General features: G+C 67.9%; 15 protein-coding genes and 1 tRNA gene. 7 read left to right on the forward strand and 9 right to left on the reverse strand.

Annotated features, from left to right (window positions below):
- The first annotated feature begins 53 nt into the window (after positions 1-53).
- The gene (hisC, locus tag KF783_RS12920) at positions 54-1,154 is read left to right on the forward strand and encodes a histidinol-phosphate transaminase (RefSeq protein ID WP_294079958.1); all 1,101 of its coding nucleotides are present in this window, start codon (positions 54-56) and stop codon (positions 1,152-1,154) included.
- Complete coding sequence (locus tag KF783_RS12925) at positions 1,151-1,882, forward strand: prephenate dehydrogenase/arogenate dehydrogenase family protein (RefSeq protein WP_294079959.1); 732 nt, start codon at positions 1,151-1,153, stop codon at positions 1,880-1,882. The genes hisC and KF783_RS12925 overlap by 4 nt, the downstream gene beginning before the upstream one ends.
- 3 nt (positions 1,883-1,885) lie before the next feature.
- Here KF783_RS12925 and KF783_RS12930 read toward each other — a convergent pair whose 3' ends face one another.
- The 4 genes from KF783_RS12930 to ftsE form a co-directional block, all read right to left on the reverse strand.
- Complete coding sequence (locus KF783_RS12930; protein WP_294079960.1) at positions 1,886-2,584, reverse strand: lysophospholipid acyltransferase family protein; 699 nt, start codon at positions 2,582-2,584, stop codon at positions 1,886-1,888.
- Positions 2,577-3,059 (reverse strand): YdcF family protein, encoded by a 483-nt coding sequence (locus KF783_RS12935; RefSeq protein WP_294080043.1) that lies wholly within the window; start codon positions 3,057-3,059, stop codon positions 2,577-2,579. The genes KF783_RS12930 and KF783_RS12935 overlap by 8 nt, the downstream gene beginning before the upstream one ends.
- A gap of 65 nt (positions 3,060-3,124) precedes the next feature.
- Positions 3,125-4,018: an FtsX-like permease family protein gene (locus tag KF783_RS12940; protein ID WP_294079961.1), complete on the reverse strand. Its 894-nt coding sequence runs from the start codon at positions 4,016-4,018 to the stop codon at positions 3,125-3,127.
- Complete coding sequence (gene ftsE / locus KF783_RS12945) at positions 4,015-4,722, reverse strand: cell division ATP-binding protein FtsE (RefSeq protein WP_294079962.1); 708 nt, start codon at positions 4,720-4,722, stop codon at positions 4,015-4,017. The genes KF783_RS12940 and ftsE overlap by 4 nt, the downstream gene beginning before the upstream one ends.
- Before the next feature lie 184 nt (positions 4,723-4,906).
- Here ftsE and KF783_RS12950 point away from each other — a divergent pair, with 184 nt between their 5' ends.
- Complete coding sequence (locus KF783_RS12950) at positions 4,907-5,581, forward strand: zinc-ribbon domain-containing protein (RefSeq protein ID WP_294079963.1); 675 nt, start codon at positions 4,907-4,909, stop codon at positions 5,579-5,581.
- On the opposite strand, the gene KF783_RS12955 is transcribed toward KF783_RS12950, so the two are convergent.
- Positions 5,553-6,911 carry an MATE family efflux transporter gene (locus KF783_RS12955; protein WP_294079964.1) on the reverse strand — a complete coding sequence of 453 codons (1,359 nt, stop codon included), beginning with the start codon at positions 6,909-6,911 and terminating at the stop codon, positions 5,553-5,555. The two genes, KF783_RS12950 and KF783_RS12955, sit on opposite strands and share 29 nt — an antisense overlap.
- A gap of 128 nt (positions 6,912-7,039) precedes the next feature.
- Between KF783_RS12955 and KF783_RS12960 the strand changes: the two genes are divergently transcribed.
- Positions 7,040-7,126 (forward strand) — tRNA-Leu (locus KF783_RS12960).
- Positions 7,127-7,268: 142 nt separating this feature from the next.
- Here the strand turns inward: KF783_RS12960 and ssb are convergent.
- On the reverse strand, positions 7,269-7,808 hold the full coding sequence (ssb, locus tag KF783_RS12965) for a single-stranded DNA-binding protein (RefSeq protein ID WP_294079965.1): 540 nt from the start codon (positions 7,806-7,808) through the stop codon (positions 7,269-7,271).
- Positions 7,809-7,858: 50 nt separating this feature from the next.
- On the opposite strand from ssb, the gene KF783_RS12970 reads away from it, so the two are divergent.
- Positions 7,859-8,032, forward strand: a complete 174-nt coding sequence (locus KF783_RS12970) for a DUF4169 family protein (protein WP_294079966.1) — start codon at positions 7,859-7,861, stop codon at positions 8,030-8,032.
- A 30-nt stretch (positions 8,033-8,062) separates the two neighbouring features.
- On the opposite strand, the gene KF783_RS12975 is transcribed toward KF783_RS12970, so the two are convergent.
- Both KF783_RS12975 and KF783_RS12980 read right to left on the reverse strand, forming a co-directional pair.
- Positions 8,063-9,919 carry a ferrous iron transporter B gene (locus tag KF783_RS12975; RefSeq protein WP_294079967.1) on the reverse strand — a complete coding sequence of 619 codons (1,857 nt, stop codon included), beginning with the start codon at positions 9,917-9,919 and terminating at the stop codon, positions 8,063-8,065.
- Between the two features lie 13 nt (positions 9,920-9,932).
- Positions 9,933-10,181, reverse strand: coding sequence for a FeoA family protein (locus KF783_RS12980; RefSeq protein ID WP_294079968.1), 249 nt, complete (start codon positions 10,179-10,181; stop codon positions 9,933-9,935).
- A gap of 192 nt (positions 10,182-10,373) precedes the next feature.
- Here KF783_RS12980 and KF783_RS12985 point away from each other — a divergent pair, with 192 nt between their 5' ends.
- Positions 10,374-11,954, forward strand: coding sequence for a lysine--tRNA ligase (locus KF783_RS12985; protein ID WP_294079969.1), 1,581 nt, complete (start codon positions 10,374-10,376; stop codon positions 11,952-11,954).
- A gap of 9 nt (positions 11,955-11,963) precedes the next feature.
- Here KF783_RS12985 and KF783_RS12990 read toward each other — a convergent pair whose 3' ends face one another.
- The gene (locus KF783_RS12990) at positions 11,964-13,448 is read right to left on the reverse strand and encodes a DUF389 domain-containing protein (protein ID WP_294079971.1); all 1,485 of its coding nucleotides are present in this window, start codon (positions 13,446-13,448) and stop codon (positions 11,964-11,966) included.
- Between the two features lie 122 nt (positions 13,449-13,570).
- On the opposite strand from KF783_RS12990, the gene nhaA reads away from it, so the two are divergent.
- Positions 13,571-14,827 carry a Na+/H+ antiporter NhaA gene (gene nhaA, locus KF783_RS12995; protein ID WP_294079973.1) on the forward strand — a complete coding sequence of 419 codons (1,257 nt, stop codon included), beginning with the start codon at positions 13,571-13,573 and terminating at the stop codon, positions 14,825-14,827.
- Positions 14,828-14,894: the final 67 nt, after the last annotated feature.

A 14,894-nucleotide genomic window follows, 5' to 3' on the forward strand; every position in this document is an offset into this window, starting at 1 on the left:
GCTTTAGGGCCATGACCTTGCTATTGGGTAACCGTTCGGCGAAGGGGGGCGCCATGACCGGACCCTCCCCCAAGCCATGGATCATGGACATCGCCCCCTATGTGCCGGGCAAGTCGAAGACCGACGATGGCCGCAAGGCGATCAAGCTGTCGTCCAACGAAAACCCGCTCGGCACCTCGCCGGCGGCGCGCGCCGCCTTTGCCGGCGCGGCGGCGTGTCTGGAGCGCTATCCGGACGCCAGCGGCACCGAATTGCGCGAGGCGCTGGCGGCAAGGCACGGGCTGGACCCCGCGCGGATCATCTATGGCAACGGATCGGACGAGGTGCTGCACCTTGCCGCCGGGGCGTTCGCCGGTCCGGGGGACGAGGTCATCTACGTCAATTACGGATTTACCGTCTATCCGATCGCGACCAAGCGTGTGGGCGCGACGCCGGTGGTCGCGCCGGACCGGGATTATGCGACCGATGTCGATGCGATCCTGGCCAGCGTCACCGATCGGACGCGGATCGTGTTCGTCGCCAATCCCAACAATCCGACCGGAACGCATGCCAGCCGCGCGGAGATCGCGCGGTTGCATGCCGGATTGCGCGACGACATCCTGCTTGTGCTCGACCACGCCTATGCCGAATATATCGAGGGCGACGTCGATGACGGCGGCATGGAGCTGGCGAAATCGGCGCCCAATGTGCTCGTCACGCGCACCTTTTCGAAGATGTACGGGCTTGCCGCCGAACGGATCGGCTGGGGCTATGCGTCGGCGGCGATCATCGAGGCGATGCACCGCATCCGCCTGCCCTTTTCGATCACCATCGCCGGCACCGCCGCCGCGCTCGCCGCGCTGAAGGACGAGGCGTTCGTGGCCCATTGCCGGGCGGAAAACGCCAAATGGCGGCGCTGGTTCACGGACGAGATCGCAAAGCTCGGCAATGCGGGCCTGCGTGCCGTACCCAGCCAGGCGAATTTCGTGCTGGTGCTGTTCGAGGGCAGGCTGACCGGCGAGGCGGCGTATCACGGGCTGATGGACGCGGGCTATATCGTCCGCTGGCTGCCGGGCCAGGGCCTGCCCCATGGCCTGCGCATCACCATCGGCAGCGAGGCGGAGACGCGCGCCGTCGTCGATATCTTGCAGCGGCTGGTCGCGCAGGCGCGATGAAGCGGTTCGGGATCGTCGGGTTCGGCCGGTTCGGGCAGCTGGCAGCCCAACATCTGTGCGACCATTTCGATGTCGTGGTCCATGACCAGAGCGACATCGCCGCCGCCGCCGAAGGGATCGGGGTGCGCGCGGGAACGCTGGCCGATGTCGCGTCGTGCGACACGGTGATGCTCGCCGTCCCGGTACAGGCGATGGCGGAGACGATCGCGCTGATCGCGCCGATGATCCGTCCCGGCGCGCTGGTCCTGGATGTCGCGTCGGTCAAGATGCTGCCCGCGAAATGGCTGGCCGATGCGTTGCCGCAAAGCGTCGATATCGTCGCCACCCATCCCCTGTTCGGTCCGCAAAGCGCCCGCAACGGCCTGGCCGGACAGCCGCTCGTCCTCTGCCCCGTCCGCGGCGACGCGCATCATCGGGTCGCGGCGTTCGGACGCCGGCTGGGCCTCAAGGTCACGATCACCACGGCCGAGGAGCATGACCGGGAGATGGCCTATGTCCAGGCGCTGACCCATCTGATCGGCCGGGCGCTGGTCAATATCCGGATTCCAGACGAGGCGTTGAAGACCAACAGCTATCAGCATCTGCTGGAGCTGTGCGGACTGATCGGCGACGACAGCAAGGAGCTGTTCTTTGCGATCCAGACCATGAACCCCCATGCCGCCGACGTGACCCGCCGTTTCCTTGCAGAGGCGAACGACCTGCTGGGGGAGAGCCTGGCCGCGCGCTGAGCCTCAGCCGGGCGCGCCCTGCTCGAGCGCGTTGATGCCGGCATGTACCGCCGCCTCCGCCGCGCGCCGGTCCAGCCCGGGGGCGATCGGCGCGCCGAACCGAAAGGTGACGGTCCCCGCCCGCTTGTGTCCCTCGCGCGGCCAGACCTTTCCACTGTCGAGCGCGACCGGCACCACCGGCAGCCCGAGCGCGCGATACAGCCCCGCAAATCCCGAACGCAGGGGCGGCGCCTCGCCCGGCGCAACGCGCGTCCCCTCGGGAAAGATCAGCACCGATCGCCCCTCGCCCCGCGCCGCCGTTGCCTCGCGCATCATCTGCCGCAGCGCGGTTGCGGAGGCGGTGCGATCGACCACGATCACGCCATAGCGCCGCGCCGCCCAGCCCCAGACCGGAATCCGCGCCAGTTCGCGCTTCATCACGATCGCCGGCGCATCCAGCATCCGCGCCAGTGCCAGCGTTTCGTACATCGACTGGTGCTTGGCGGCGTACAGCGCCGGCCCCGCGGCATGCTGCCCTTCGATCCGCTGTCCGATCCCGGCGATATGGCGCGCCGACCACATCGCGAACCCCGCCCAGCCATTGGCATAGGCCCGCAACGCGCGGGTTCCGAACAGACCCGCGATCGGCGCACACAGCACGATCGGCACCGACAGGCCGTAAAAGATCGTTGCAAAGGCCAGGCTGCGCAGCCGGTCAGCCATCGCCGCCGCCGATCAGCAGCACGATCCGCCGCACCAGATATTTGTTATATTCGCGCAACAGCATCGAAAAGCGCGGATTGGTCCGCACTCCGTCCCCCCGGATTTCGACATCGGCGCCCAGTTCGTAGCGCAGCTCCAGCTTCGCGCGCGGCAGGTGCCAGTCGGCGGTGACCAGCCGAACCGACCTGAATCCGTGCCGGCGCACCCATTGCGCGGTTTCGTCGGCGTTGGAGCGGGTATCGACCGCGTCATGGCCCAGGTCGATGCAACAACGGAACAGGCGCGGCGATGCCTTGTACTCGACCGCCAGTTCGATCGGGCGCACGGTCGGATCGGTTCCGGTAATCAGCATCCGCTTCGCCGCCTTGCGGTCGATCAGATAGAGGCCGCGATCGATCCGCCCCGGCCCGCCGGTGGGAACCACGATCCCGTCGGTCTTTACCGAATCGTCGAGCGGCTTGCCGAGCGAAAGCATGAACAGCGCGAACCCCAGCGCCCAGCCAAGCGCCAGCACCGCGCCGACCCGAAGCAGGAACCGGGTCACAGCGTATGGCCCAAAGTGCGCAGCACGCCGCTACGCGCCGCGAACATCGCCATCAGCGCGAACAGCAGCGGCAGCGACCCGAGCATGATCCAGTCGGCCTGTCGCAAAGCGACCCCGGCGAGCAGTTCGGACCCCAGTACCGGCGCCTGCCGCCCCAGCAGCCACACGATCGCCAGCGCCGCCGCCGTGCCGATGACGCCGCCGATCAGCGTGTCGAGCGCGATGCGCCGCTGGAACAGGCGTGCGACCTGCCGGTCGGTCGAACCCAGCATGTGCAGGATGGCGATCGAATCGCGATGGTTGTCAAGGCCGGCACGGGCGGCCAGCAGCACGACCGCCGTGGTCGCGATCGCCATCAGCAGCACCAGCGCCGCGGCGAACCAGGCCAGCATGTTCAGGAAGCCGGCGACCGGCGACAGCCATTGCGCATGGCGATCGACCTGCGCCCCAGGAGACACCCCACGCGCCGCCGCGACGACGCGATCGACCAGCGCCGGTTCGCCCGACGCGAGATCGACGTCGATCATCGCCGGCATCGGCAGTTCGGAGTCATAGCCGGTATCGCCGAGCCAGGGGCGCAGCAGTTCGGCCAGCCGCGCGCGATCCACCTCCTCGACGCGGCGTACCCCCGGTAGCGCGCGCACCCGCCCGGTGATCGCGGTCACGGCGGCGTCGCGACGGGCGGTGTCCGCCTCGACCAGCTGGATCGTCAGCCGCCCGGCCAGTTCGCGGTCGAGCGAGCGGGTGGCGCCGGCCATGCCAAGCCCCAGCGCGGCGGCGAGCGTGGTGAGGAACAGCATGATCGTCATGATCCACAGCATCGAACGCGTGCGCCGGCTTTCGTCGAGCAGGCGGCGTTCGGGGCGGTCGCGATGCAGGGTGAGCTTCATGTATCGGCGCTGACCGGCGGAAAGCGCAGCGCGCCGGTGGGATCGTTGAGCCGCCCCCGCTCGATCCGCATCATGCGCGCGTTGGGGATCCGGTTGAGCAGGTGGAAGTCGTGCGTCGCGACGACCACCGTGGTGCCGAGCCGGTTGAGCGAATCGAACAAATGCAGCAGCCGTTCGGCCATGTCGGGATCGACGTTGCCGGTCGGTTCGTCGGCAACCAGCAGTTCGGGCCGGGTAATCACCGCGCGCGCGATCGCGATCCGCTGCTGCTCACCGCCCGACAGGGTCGGCGGCTTTGCCCGCCCGCGATCGTTGAGCCCGACCCAGGCCAGCATCTCGCGCACCGGCGCCTCGATCTCGTTCTCCGGCATGCCCGCGACGCGCAGCGGCAGCGCGATATTGTCATAGGCGGACAGGTGCGGGAGCAGGCGGAAATCCTGAAAGACGACGCCGATCCGTCGCCGGAATCCGGGCAGGCGCTTTCGCGGCAGCGCGCCGGCATCCTCACCGAACAGGCGGACGATTCCGCGTGTCGGCCGCTGGGCAAGGTACAGCAGCTTGAGCAGCGACGTCTTGCCCGCACCCGACGCGCCGGTGAGGAAATAAAAGGCGCCGGCCGCCAGCGTGAACGACAGGTCGCTCAGCGTCTCCGCCCCGGTGCCGTAGCGCAGGCCGACATTTTCGAACTGGACGATATTGGCCATGTGCGCCGGCCTGGCCGCTCCCGAAATCAACTGCCCCCGATTTCCCGAGCCATCGCACAGGCGCGGAGCAGGCTCAAGCATGGCGGCATGTACCGGCAACGGGGGGTTGCCATTCCGAGTCGGGAGGTGTTTAGATTCGGGATTGCCGCTTCTCATATGACCCGTTCGAACAAGTCGTGTCGCGATGATCCTCGAATGCCCCGAATGCCGGACGCGCTATCTTGTCCCCGACACCGCCATCGGCGCGGAGGGGCGGACGGTGCGTTGCGCCAGCTGCCGCCACAGCTGGCACCAGCTGCCCGAGGGGAAAGTCGCCCAGGCGGCGGCCGATGTCGTCCGGGCGGACGCCTATTCGGCACCGCGCCCAGCGGAACAGGACGGGCCGCGCGACTATGACCCGTTCGCCCACGAACCGCCGTTCAAGCCGCGCCGGAATCCGGAGAAGCGATGGACGGCGGCGGCATTCATCGCCGGCCTGTCGATGGCGGTCGGCGCGGTCGCCATCGTCTATTCCGGAGCGCCGGGCATCGCCGCGCAACTGGGCCTGCCGATCGGCAATGTGCAGACGCCGCTGGTCTTCACCGCGCAATCGGTGGAGCGCAAGCCCCGGCTCAACGGCGGCGAGCTGTTCGTCGTGAGCGGACAGGTGATGAACCCGACCAAGACGCGCCAGCGCGTGCCGAATATCCTGGCCGAGCTGCGCGACGGCAACAATTCGATCGTCTATAACTGGACGATCACTCCCGAACCCCGATTCCTGCCGCCGGGCGGGAGCCTCGATTTCAACAGCGGCAAGCTGGACGTGCCGCCGACCGGCAAGAGCATCCAGTTCAGCTTTTCGGGCGAAGCCGGCGAGTGACCAGATAGAGCCGCGCGCCGTTGAGCGCGGCCGCGGCGACCATTCCCGATCCCGACGCCCAGACCAGCCCCATCGCGCCCCAGCCGCCATGTACCAGCCACAGGCCAAGCGCGCCGGTGAGCAGGAAGAAGGCGAGGATTCCGTTCACCCCGGCCGCGACCTGGTCGCCAAGCGATCGCAGCGCATAGACCAGCACGACCTGAAGCCCGTCGAACAGGATGAACGGCGCCCACATCGCGAGCATCGTCGCGGCGATCCGATCGACCTGCGCGCTGGCCGGAAAGCCGCTGACGATCGCGCCCGGAGCAAAGGTCAGGGGGAGCGCGAGGATGCCGAGCACCACCAGGGCCAGGCAAGCGGCGATCGCCGCGCGCGGGCCGGCGGCCGCGGGTACGCCCTCGCCCACGGCGTTGCCGACCCGCACCCCCGCCGCCGAACCCAGGCCCAGCGCGAAGGCGAAGGTCACGTTATGGACCGAAAATACGATCTGAAACGCATGGGTGACATTCTCTCCCAGATGCGTCGATAGGGCGATCAGGATCGAAAAGCCCGCAAGTTCCAGTCCCGAAGCGACCGCCGGCACGAACCCGAAGGCGAGCAGCGCCCGGACGCCGCGCCACATCGCGGGCGTACCGAAATCGCGCCAGTCGCGGACCCCACGCTCCCGCGCGCGCGGCAAAGTGAGCGCCGCGAGGGTCATCGCCAGCGCGCCGACGACGGTCGCCGCCACCGTCGCCATCGCCGCGCCCGCAGCGCCCAGCGCCGGCGCGCCGAACTGCCCGGTCGCCAGGATCCAGGCCAGCACCGCGTTGAACGGCAGGATCGACAAGTTCACCACCATCACCCGGCGGGGACGGCTGACGCCTTCGAGAAAGAAGCTGGCGGCGACGACCACCAACTGGAACGGGTAGCCGAGCGCCATGATCCGCACGACATGTGCCGCATCGGGCGCGATTCGCGAATCGACGCCGACACCGCGCAGCATCGGCAACGCGAAGGCGAACAACACCCCGCCGCTGGCAAGGCCGAGAATCAGCCCACAGACCAGCCCCTGCCGCAGCACCGCGCCGGTGGCCGGCAGATCGCGTGCGCCGTCGGCGCGCGCGGCGAAGACGAGAATGCCGGTCAGCCAGCCCAGCGCGGCGACGATACCGATAAAGGTCAGCGTGCGGCTGGCGCCGAGCGCGGCCACCTCATGGGTCGAGACCAGCCCGACGACGATCACGTCGGTGACGTGCAGGATCGTCCAGTTGAGGCTGGTCAGCACCACCGGCCAGGCCAGAGCGAGGATGCGCCGCGTCTCGGCAGAGGTATCGGACGAGAGCCACATCGGGCGGCGGCCTTAGCGGGTTGGCGGCACGGTGCAAAGTTCGCCGAAACGCGGCTTGCGCGCCCCCCTCCCCTTTGCTAGGGGCCGCTGCCTTACCAGCCGCCGGGTCGCCGGCGGAAGAAATCAGTGCGGTCGTGGCGGAACTGGTAGACGCGCAACGTTGAGGTCGTTGTGGGCGAAAGCCCGTGGAAGTTCGAGTCTTCTCGACCGCACCATTTCTCGAAAATCCAGCGAAATTAACCCCTTAGGGGGAGCGCTTTGGCGTGACTGCGGAACCGGCTCGCTCCCCCACACGGCCACCCAACGCCAGTATCCTATGGGCGACGGGGTAGGGAGCGGGCTGGTGCCGCCCCAAGATCAGAACGGCACGTCGTCGTCGAGATCGTCGGGGAAGCCGCCACCGCCGCCGCCGCCGTTGCCGCCGCCACGGTTGCCACCGCCATAACCGCCGCCGCCGCGATTGCTCGACTGGCCGGCGAAATCGTCATTGCCGCCGCCCCAGTCGTCGCGACCGCCGCCGCCCATGCCGCCACCCTGGCCGCCGCCGGGACCATCGAGCATCACCAGCTTTGCGTCGAAGCCCTGCAACACCACTTCGGTCGAATAGCGGTCATTGCCCGACTGATCCTGCCATTTGCGGGTCTGGAGCTGACCCTCCAGATAGACTTTCGATCCCTTGCGCAGATAGCGTTCGGCGACGTTCGCCAACCCTTCCGAAAAGATCGCGACGCTGTGCCATTCGGTGCGCTCCTTGCGCTCGCCGTTGTTGCGGTCCTTCCAGCTTTCGCTGGTGGCGATGCGCAGGTTCACCACCTTGCCGCCGTTGGAAAAGGACCGGCTTTCGGGATCGCGCCCCAGATTGCCGACCAGAATGACCTTGTTGACGCTGCCCGCCATGAATACTCCGAGGTTTGATCGATAATGTCTTGCGCAAAGGGGTAGTCGCGATGGGCGAGGTCATCAACCTCAACAAGGCGCGCAAGGCGAAGGGGAAGGCCGCGGCGCGCGCAAAGGCTGTGGAGAACCGCGCGAAGTTCGGGCGAACCAGGGCGGAGAAGGCGCACGATGCCGCCGAACGGGCGCGCCGCGACCGCGCGGTGGACGACTCGAAGCGCGACTGACGCCGGGGCGCCAGGAACGCGCGCGCCGCGTCAGAGCCCCAGCGCGGTCGCAGTCCAGAAGGTGGCACCCGCAGCGACATAGGCGAGCGCGAACAGATAGCCGAGCATCACCAGCGGCCATTTCCAGCCATTGGTTTCGCGCCGGGCGACCGCGATGGTCGAGAGGCATTGCGGCGCGAACACGAACCAGACGAGGAAGGCGAGCGCGGTCGGCAGCGACCAGCGCGACGACAGCTGCGCACCCAGCGCCTGCGCACCCTGGTCCTCATCGGCGGCATCGATCGAATAGACGGTCTGAAGCGCCGACACCGCCACCTCGCGCGCGGCCATGGCGGGGATGACCGCCAGGCTCATCTCGTGATTGAAGCCGATCGGCCGCAGCACGACCTCAAGCCCCGTGGCGATGCGACCGGCGACCGAATATTCGCTCTGCTTCACACCGGCCGGCGCGACCGGATAGGAGGCAAGCAGCCACAGCGCGACGGTGACGCCCAAAATGATGGTGCCGGCGCGGCGCAGGAACACATAGGCGCGCTGCCACAGCCCGATTCCCACGTCGCGTAGCGAGGGTAGCTGGTAGCGCGGCATTTCCATCATGAAGCCGCCGCCGGCGCCGCGCGTGACCGTGCGCCGCAGCACGAACGCCGCCGCGATCGCCCCGGCGATGCCGAACAGATAGAGGCAGAGCAGCACCACCCCCTGAAGCCCGATCCCCGGCAGCACCTGGCGCGCGGGGATGAACGCGCCGATGATGACCGTATAGACCGGCAGGCGCGCCGAGCACGTCATCAGCGGCGCGATCAGGATCGTCGTCAGCCGTTCGCGCGGATCGTCGATCGACCGCGTCGCCATGATCCCCGGAATCGCACAGGCAAAGGATGAAAGCAGCGGAATGAAGGCGCGGCCCGACAGGCCGACACCCGCCATCAGCCGGTCCATCAGGAACGCCGCGCGCACCATATAGCCACTCGCTTCCAGCAGCAGGATGAACACGAACAGGATCAGGATCTGGGGCAGGAAGACGACGACCGATCCGACGCCGTTGATCACCCCTTCGACCAGCAGATCGCGCAGGAAACCGGTTGGCAGCGTGGCGGTGGCCCGACTTCCGAGCCAGGCCTGCGCGCCCTCGATCCAGCCGATCGGCGCTTCGGACCAGGCGAACACCGCCTGGAACATCACGAACAGGATCGCGAGGAGGATCAGCGGCCCGGCGACGGGGTGCAACACCACCGCATCGACCGCGCGGGTGAAGGCGCGACCGCGCGGCTGTTCAAGGATCGCGAGGCCCGCGATCCGCCGCGCCTCGCGCTGATAGGCGGTGATATCGGTCTGGATCCCGCGATCCGCCGACCCGGGATCGATCGCGGTTCCGGTCAGGGCAGTCGCGAGCACGACGCGCAGTTCGTCAAGGCCCCGGCGGCGCACCGCGACGGTGGCGACGACGGGAATGCCCAGTTCGGTGGCCAGCAGATCGGCATCGATCCGCAGCCCGTCACGCGTCGCCATGTCGATCATGTTGAGCGCCAGCACCATCGGCCGGCCAAGATCGCGCAGCTGAAGCACGAAGCGCAGATGGTTTTCGAGGTTGGATGCGTCGGCGACGACGATCAGCGCGTCGGGCAGCCGCTCCCCCGCCTGACGCCCCAGCACGACGTCGCGCGTCACCTGTTCGTCGGGACTGGAGGGATCGAGGCTGTAGGTGCCGGGCAGATCGACCAGCTCGACCGGGCGCCCGTCGTCCAGCGCGATGCGCCCGGCATGCCGCTCCACGGTGACGCCGGGATAGTTGCCGACCTTTTGCCGCGCGCCGGTCAGCGCGTTGAACAGCGCCGTCTTGCCGGCATTGGGATTGCCGACCAGCGCGACGAGCGGTTGGGGAGTCATGCCGGACGCGCGTTCATTCGGCCGGCGCCGCCACCCGGATCGCCTCGATCACATGGCGGCGCAGCGCGACCGTCATCCGGCCGATCCGCACCGCCGCGGGGCCGCCGAACCATCCGCCCGACTTCACCAGTTCGACCGCCACGCCCTCGTCCAGCCCGAATTCACGGAGCCGCCGCGCCTCAGCCGGGGTGAAGGCGTGCCAGTCGATCGAGGCGACGGTGGCGGGATGGTTGCGCGCCGAACGGGACAACGGAAGCGTCATAATGCGAGCGATTATCAATAGAAACCGATGAATGCCAGCCTAATCGCACATCCGGCCTGGCGAGCGATGAACATCCTGTCCCCCTTCGGATGAATTCGGGTATGCGCATCGCGTTTTCCGCGTGGTTGCGAGGTTGCAAAAGCCGCAGTGATCGCGCACCGCCGCTTTTCCTCTCATCAAGACGACGCGTCCATGACCGATATCAAATCCGCCGACCTCCGCGATGCCGCCCTGACCTCAAAGGCGTGGCCCTATGAGGAGGCGCGCAAGCTGCTCAAGCGATATCCGGACGGAAAGACGACGCCGGTGCTGTTCGAAACCGGCTATGGCCCGTCGGGGCTGCCGCATATCGGCACGTTCAACGAAGTGTTGCGCACGACGATGGTGCGCCACGCGCTCGAAACCATGTCGGACATGCCCACCCGCCTGATCGCGTTCAGCGACGATATGGACGGGCTGCGCAAGGTGCCGGACAATGTGCCGAATCAGGCGATGCTGGCCGAGCATCTGGGCAAGCCGCTGACGCGCATCCCCGATCCGTTCGGCAAATATGAGAGCTTCGCGCATCACAACAACGCGATGCTGCGCCAGTTTCTCGACCGGTTCGGGTTCGATTACGAGTTCGCGTCCTCGACCGACTATTATACCGGCGGCCGGTTCGACGATGCGCTGAAGAACGTGCTGCGGCACTATCGGGGCATCATGGACGTGATGCTGCCGACGCTGCGCGCGGAACGGCAGGCGACCTATTCCCCGGTGCTGCCGATCAGCCCGAAGAGCGGCATCGTGTTGCAGGTGCCGATCGAGGTACTGGACCCCGAAACCGGCATGATCGCCTTTATCGACGAGGGCGAGCGGATCGAACAATCGATCCTGTCCGGCAAGGCCAAGCTGCAATGGAAGGTCGACTGGGCGATGCGCTGGGTCGCGCTGGACGTCGATTACGAGATGGCGGGCAAGGACCTGATCGATTCGGTGATCCAGTCGAGCAAGATCGCGCGCGTGCTGGGCGGCCGCCCGCCCGAAGGATTCAACTACGAGATGTTCCTGGACGAGAAGGGCGAGAAAATCTCGAAGTCCAAGGGCAATGGTCTCTCGCTCGACCAATGGCTGACCTATGGTCCTGACGAGAGCCTGGCCTTCTACATCTATCGCGAGCCGAAAAAGGCGAAGGCGCTGCACATGGGCGTGATCCCGCGCGCGGTGGACGATTACTGGCAGTTCCGCGCCAACTATCCCGGCCAGCCGGTCGAGCAGAAGCTCGGCAACCCGGTGCATCACGTCCACAATGGCGACGTGCCGGACGAAACGCTGCCGGTGACGTTCGGGCTGTTGCTCAACCTGGTCGGGGTGATGGGCGAGGCGAGCAAGGAACAGGTTTGGGGCTATCTTGCCAATTACGTCCCCGACGCCACGCCGCAACGGCATCCCGCGCTCGACGCGCTGATCGGCTATGCGCTGGCCTATGGCCGCGACTTCATCGCGCCGACGCTGCGCCGCCGCGCGCCCCAGGGGGTCGAGGTGGCGGCGCTCGAACGGCTCGATGCGGTGCTGGCGGCGATGCCCGAGGGCGCATCGGCCGAGGACATCCAGAACGAGGTCTATGAGATCGGCAAGACCGGCGGGTTCGACAATCTGCGCGACTGGTTCAGGGCGCTCTACGAAACGCTGCTCGGCTCCGAACAGGGACCCCGCATGGGCAGCTTCATCGCGCTGTACGGAATCGCCAACAGCCGCAAACTGATCGCCGAGGCGCTGGCGCGGACGGAATAGGCGGCACGCCTATTCGGCGGCGGCCTCGGGCGCGAGCCAGCGCAGCCGCACGCCGCCGTCCGCGCCGGGACCGGAAGCGACCTGGGCCTTCACCCCCGCCTCGCCAAGCGTATCGACCACCGTCTGCGCGCCGGGACCCGCGACGCCAAGCGGCAGGTTGAGCCGCTGCGCCCCCCAGACCGCCGTGGCGATCGCCGCCATGTCCGGCTTGCCGTCATCGTCCAGCGCGACCGGCGGCGGCGCGACCGGCGGCGGCACCAGCACCACCGTCCAGTCGGTCGCAGTCGCCGCCACGCGCGATTCGAGCGCGCGATAGGCGGCAAGGCCCGCACCGGGCAACACCGCGGCGGTCACCACCGCGCGGCGGGCATCGCGGTCGAGCAGCACCGCATCGCTCTTTACCCCGGCGACGAGCGCCAGCTGTTCCGCCGTTCGCGAGGCGAGGCGGTCGGCGGCGGTGACCCGCGCCGATTGCGCCGCGGCGACCTGTGCCGCCTCCGCCTGCGCACCGGTGCCGACGCGCACCTGTTCGAGCTGAACGGTGATCGGGCGACCGAGCAGGCGGGTGAGCGTGGTGGTGGCGGCGCGTTCGGCACTCGCGCTGACCGAGGGGGTCATCACGGTCGCGCTGACGCGGATCGGGTCGCTCTGATAATCGACATCGATCTGGCTGAGTCGCGCGCTGCCCTCGAACTCGCTGGTCACGACCTCGCGAATCTGGAGCGAAGCGCGCGCTTCCCAGCCGATCTGGACAAGGACCAGCCCCAGCGGCACCGCGAACGCGACCAGCGTGACCGTGATCAGGATCGTCTGGAGCACGGTCTGCTGCGGCGAGAGGTGCGAGCCAAAGCCATAAAGCCGGGCGATCACCGCCGCGGCCACCGCGATCGTCATCAGGTTGGTGAGGAACAGCCACAGCGATCCGGCAAAGACCGTCCAGTTCCAGGTCGCAAGCCCAAAGCCGATCACCGCGATCGGCGGCATCAGCGCGGTGGCGATCGCCACGCCCACCACCGTTCCGGCGCGGCCACGGATCATCGCATAGGCGCCGGCGAGCGCGGAAAAGAGCGCGACCAGCAGGTCGAACAGATTGGGCCGCGTGCGCGCGGCGATTTCCGGCGTCACATTCTGGATCGGCGAGAGCAGGACGATCAGCGCGGTGAACAGGATCGCCAGCAGCACGCCCGAGACGAGCGCGATCGAGGCGGTGCGGATCTCTTCGGAATCGAGCGTCGCCAGCCCGAACCCCAGGCCGATGATCGGCCCCATCAGCGGCGAGATCAGCATCGCGCCGATCACCACCGCCGGCGAGGACAGCAGCAGGCCGAGCACCGCGATGCCCGCCGACATCAGCGTCATGAAGGCGTAGCGACCGGAAAAACCCGCCTCGTCCCGCACCTTTTCGACGACGGAAACATGATCGACGGTCGCGACGACGTGCGTGCGCCACCATTGGATGACCGGATTGTCATGGGCCGACAGCGTGATGCTCATCGACATCGCTCTAGGGGCCGCGTCCGATCCGGGCAATGGCCGTCGCGCGACCGGGTTATCGTCCCGCCGGGGGTTGCGCGGTCGGCGCGAGCGGCTAGGTCGGGACGGCAAAGGGAGACATGATGGCCAAGAAATCGACCCGGACCACGGTTTCGGCGCTCCGCGACTTCGTGCAGAGCGAGGCGGCGGGCGGAATCGTCCTGATCGTCGCAGCGGCGCTGGCGATGCTGGTCGCCAACCTGCCGGGCATTTCCGAAAGCTATTTCCACCTGCTGCATGCCGAGACCGGCCCGACGATCAGTTCGAAATACGGACCGATGACCGTGCATCTGTGGGTCAATGACGGGCTGATGGCGATCTTCTTCCTGTTCGTCGGGCTGGAGATCAAGCGCGAGTTCGTCGATGGCCGGCTGGCCAGCTGGGAGCATCGGCGCCTGCCGGTGGTGGCGGCGGCGGCAGGCATGGTGGGGCCGGCGGTCGTCTATCTCGCCATCACCGGCTTCAACGGTCCGCTGACCAATGGCTGGGCGATTCCGGCCGCGACCGACATCGCCTTTGCGATCGGCGTGCTGGCGCTGCTGGGCAGCCGCGCGCCGGCATCGCTCAAGCTGTTCCTGACCACGGTCGCGATCGTCGATGACATGGGTGCGGTGGCGATCATCGCGCTGGTCTATACCAAGGAGCTGGGATCGCTGGCGCTGGCGATGGGCGCGCTGGTGCTGGCGACGATGTATGTCCTCAACCGCAGCGGCGTGCGGCGGCTTTGGCCCTATCTGGGCCTGGGCCTGCTGCTCTGGTATTTCGTGTTTCTCTCCGGCGTCCATGCGACGATCGCCGGGGTGCTGACCGCGATGATGGTGCCGGTGACGAAGACGCCCGGCGCGCCCGATTCGGCCGAATCGCCGCTGCATGTGCTGGAACATGCGCTGGCCCCCTGGGTCGCGTATCTGATCGTGCCGCTGTTCGGCTTCGCCAATGCGGGGGTCAGCCTGAGCGGCATGTCGCCCGCCATCCTGCTCGCGCCGCTGCCGCTCGGCATCGCGGCGGGGCTGTTCGTGGGCAAGCAGGTCGGCATTTTCGGCAGCATCTGGGTGGCGCAACGTACCGGTTTCGCCAAGAAGCCGGGCGGAGCGAGCTGGACGCAGCTGTACGGCGTCGCGATCCTGGCCGGCATCGGCTTTACGATGAGCCTGTTCATCGGCGGCCTCGCCTTCCCCGGTAACGAAGCGCTGATCGATGAAGTGAAGATCGGCGTGCTGAGCGGATCGGTGCTGTCGGCAATGCTGGGCTTTCTGGTGCTCCGCTTCGCGGCCACGAAAAAGGCCCCGCCGCGTGCGGAACCGGTCGGCGTGGCGGGAGACGTGCCGCCCCCCGCCTGAACGGCGCTCGCGACCCGTCGGTGCTCCTGAAGAGGCCCGGGCAGGCCGCGTCCGCGCGACCCCGCCG

This window comes from Sphingomonas sp. (assembly GCF_019635455.1).
Classification (GTDB): domain Bacteria; phylum Pseudomonadota; class Alphaproteobacteria; order Sphingomonadales; family Sphingomonadaceae; genus Sphingomonas.

Coding starts and splice junctions, on each gene's coding strand:
- KF783_RS12980 (WP_294079968.1), bottom strand. CDS start 10,181: ATGACGCTTCCGTTGTCCCGTTCGGCGCGCAACCATCCCGCCACCGTC.
- nhaA (WP_294079973.1), top strand. CDS start 13,571: ATGGCCAAGAAATCGACCCGGACCACGGTTTCGGCGCTCCGCGACTTC.
- KF783_RS12985 (WP_294079969.1), top strand. CDS start 10,374: ATGACCGATATCAAATCCGCCGACCTCCGCGATGCCGCCCTGACCTCA.
- KF783_RS12935 (WP_294080043.1), bottom strand. CDS start 3,059: ATGCTTTCGCTCGGCAAGCCGCTCGACGATTCGGTAAAGACCGACGGG.
- KF783_RS12940 (WP_294079961.1), bottom strand. CDS start 4,018: ATGAAGCTCACCCTGCATCGCGACCGCCCCGAACGCCGCCTGCTCGAC.
- KF783_RS12950 (WP_294079963.1), top strand. CDS start 4,907: ATGATCCTCGAATGCCCCGAATGCCGGACGCGCTATCTTGTCCCCGAC.
- KF783_RS12970 (WP_294079966.1), top strand. CDS start 7,859: ATGGGCGAGGTCATCAACCTCAACAAGGCGCGCAAGGCGAAGGGGAAG.
- KF783_RS12975 (WP_294079967.1), bottom strand. CDS start 9,919: ATGACTCCCCAACCGCTCGTCGCGCTGGTCGGCAATCCCAATGCCGGC.
- KF783_RS12990 (WP_294079971.1), bottom strand. CDS start 13,448: ATGAGCATCACGCTGTCGGCCCATGACAATCCGGTCATCCAATGGTGG.
- KF783_RS12925 (WP_294079959.1), top strand. CDS start 1,151: ATGAAGCGGTTCGGGATCGTCGGGTTCGGCCGGTTCGGGCAGCTGGCA.
- KF783_RS12955 (WP_294079964.1), bottom strand. CDS start 6,911: ATGTGGCTCTCGTCCGATACCTCTGCCGAGACGCGGCGCATCCTCGCT.
- ftsE (WP_294079962.1), bottom strand. CDS start 4,722: ATGGCCAATATCGTCCAGTTCGAAAATGTCGGCCTGCGCTACGGCACC.
- KF783_RS12930 (WP_294079960.1), bottom strand. CDS start 2,584: ATGGCTGACCGGCTGCGCAGCCTGGCCTTTGCAACGATCTTTTACGGC.
- hisC (WP_294079958.1), top strand. CDS start 54: ATGACCGGACCCTCCCCCAAGCCATGGATCATGGACATCGCCCCCTAT.
- ssb (WP_294079965.1), bottom strand. CDS start 7,808: ATGGCGGGCAGCGTCAACAAGGTCATTCTGGTCGGCAATCTGGGGCGC.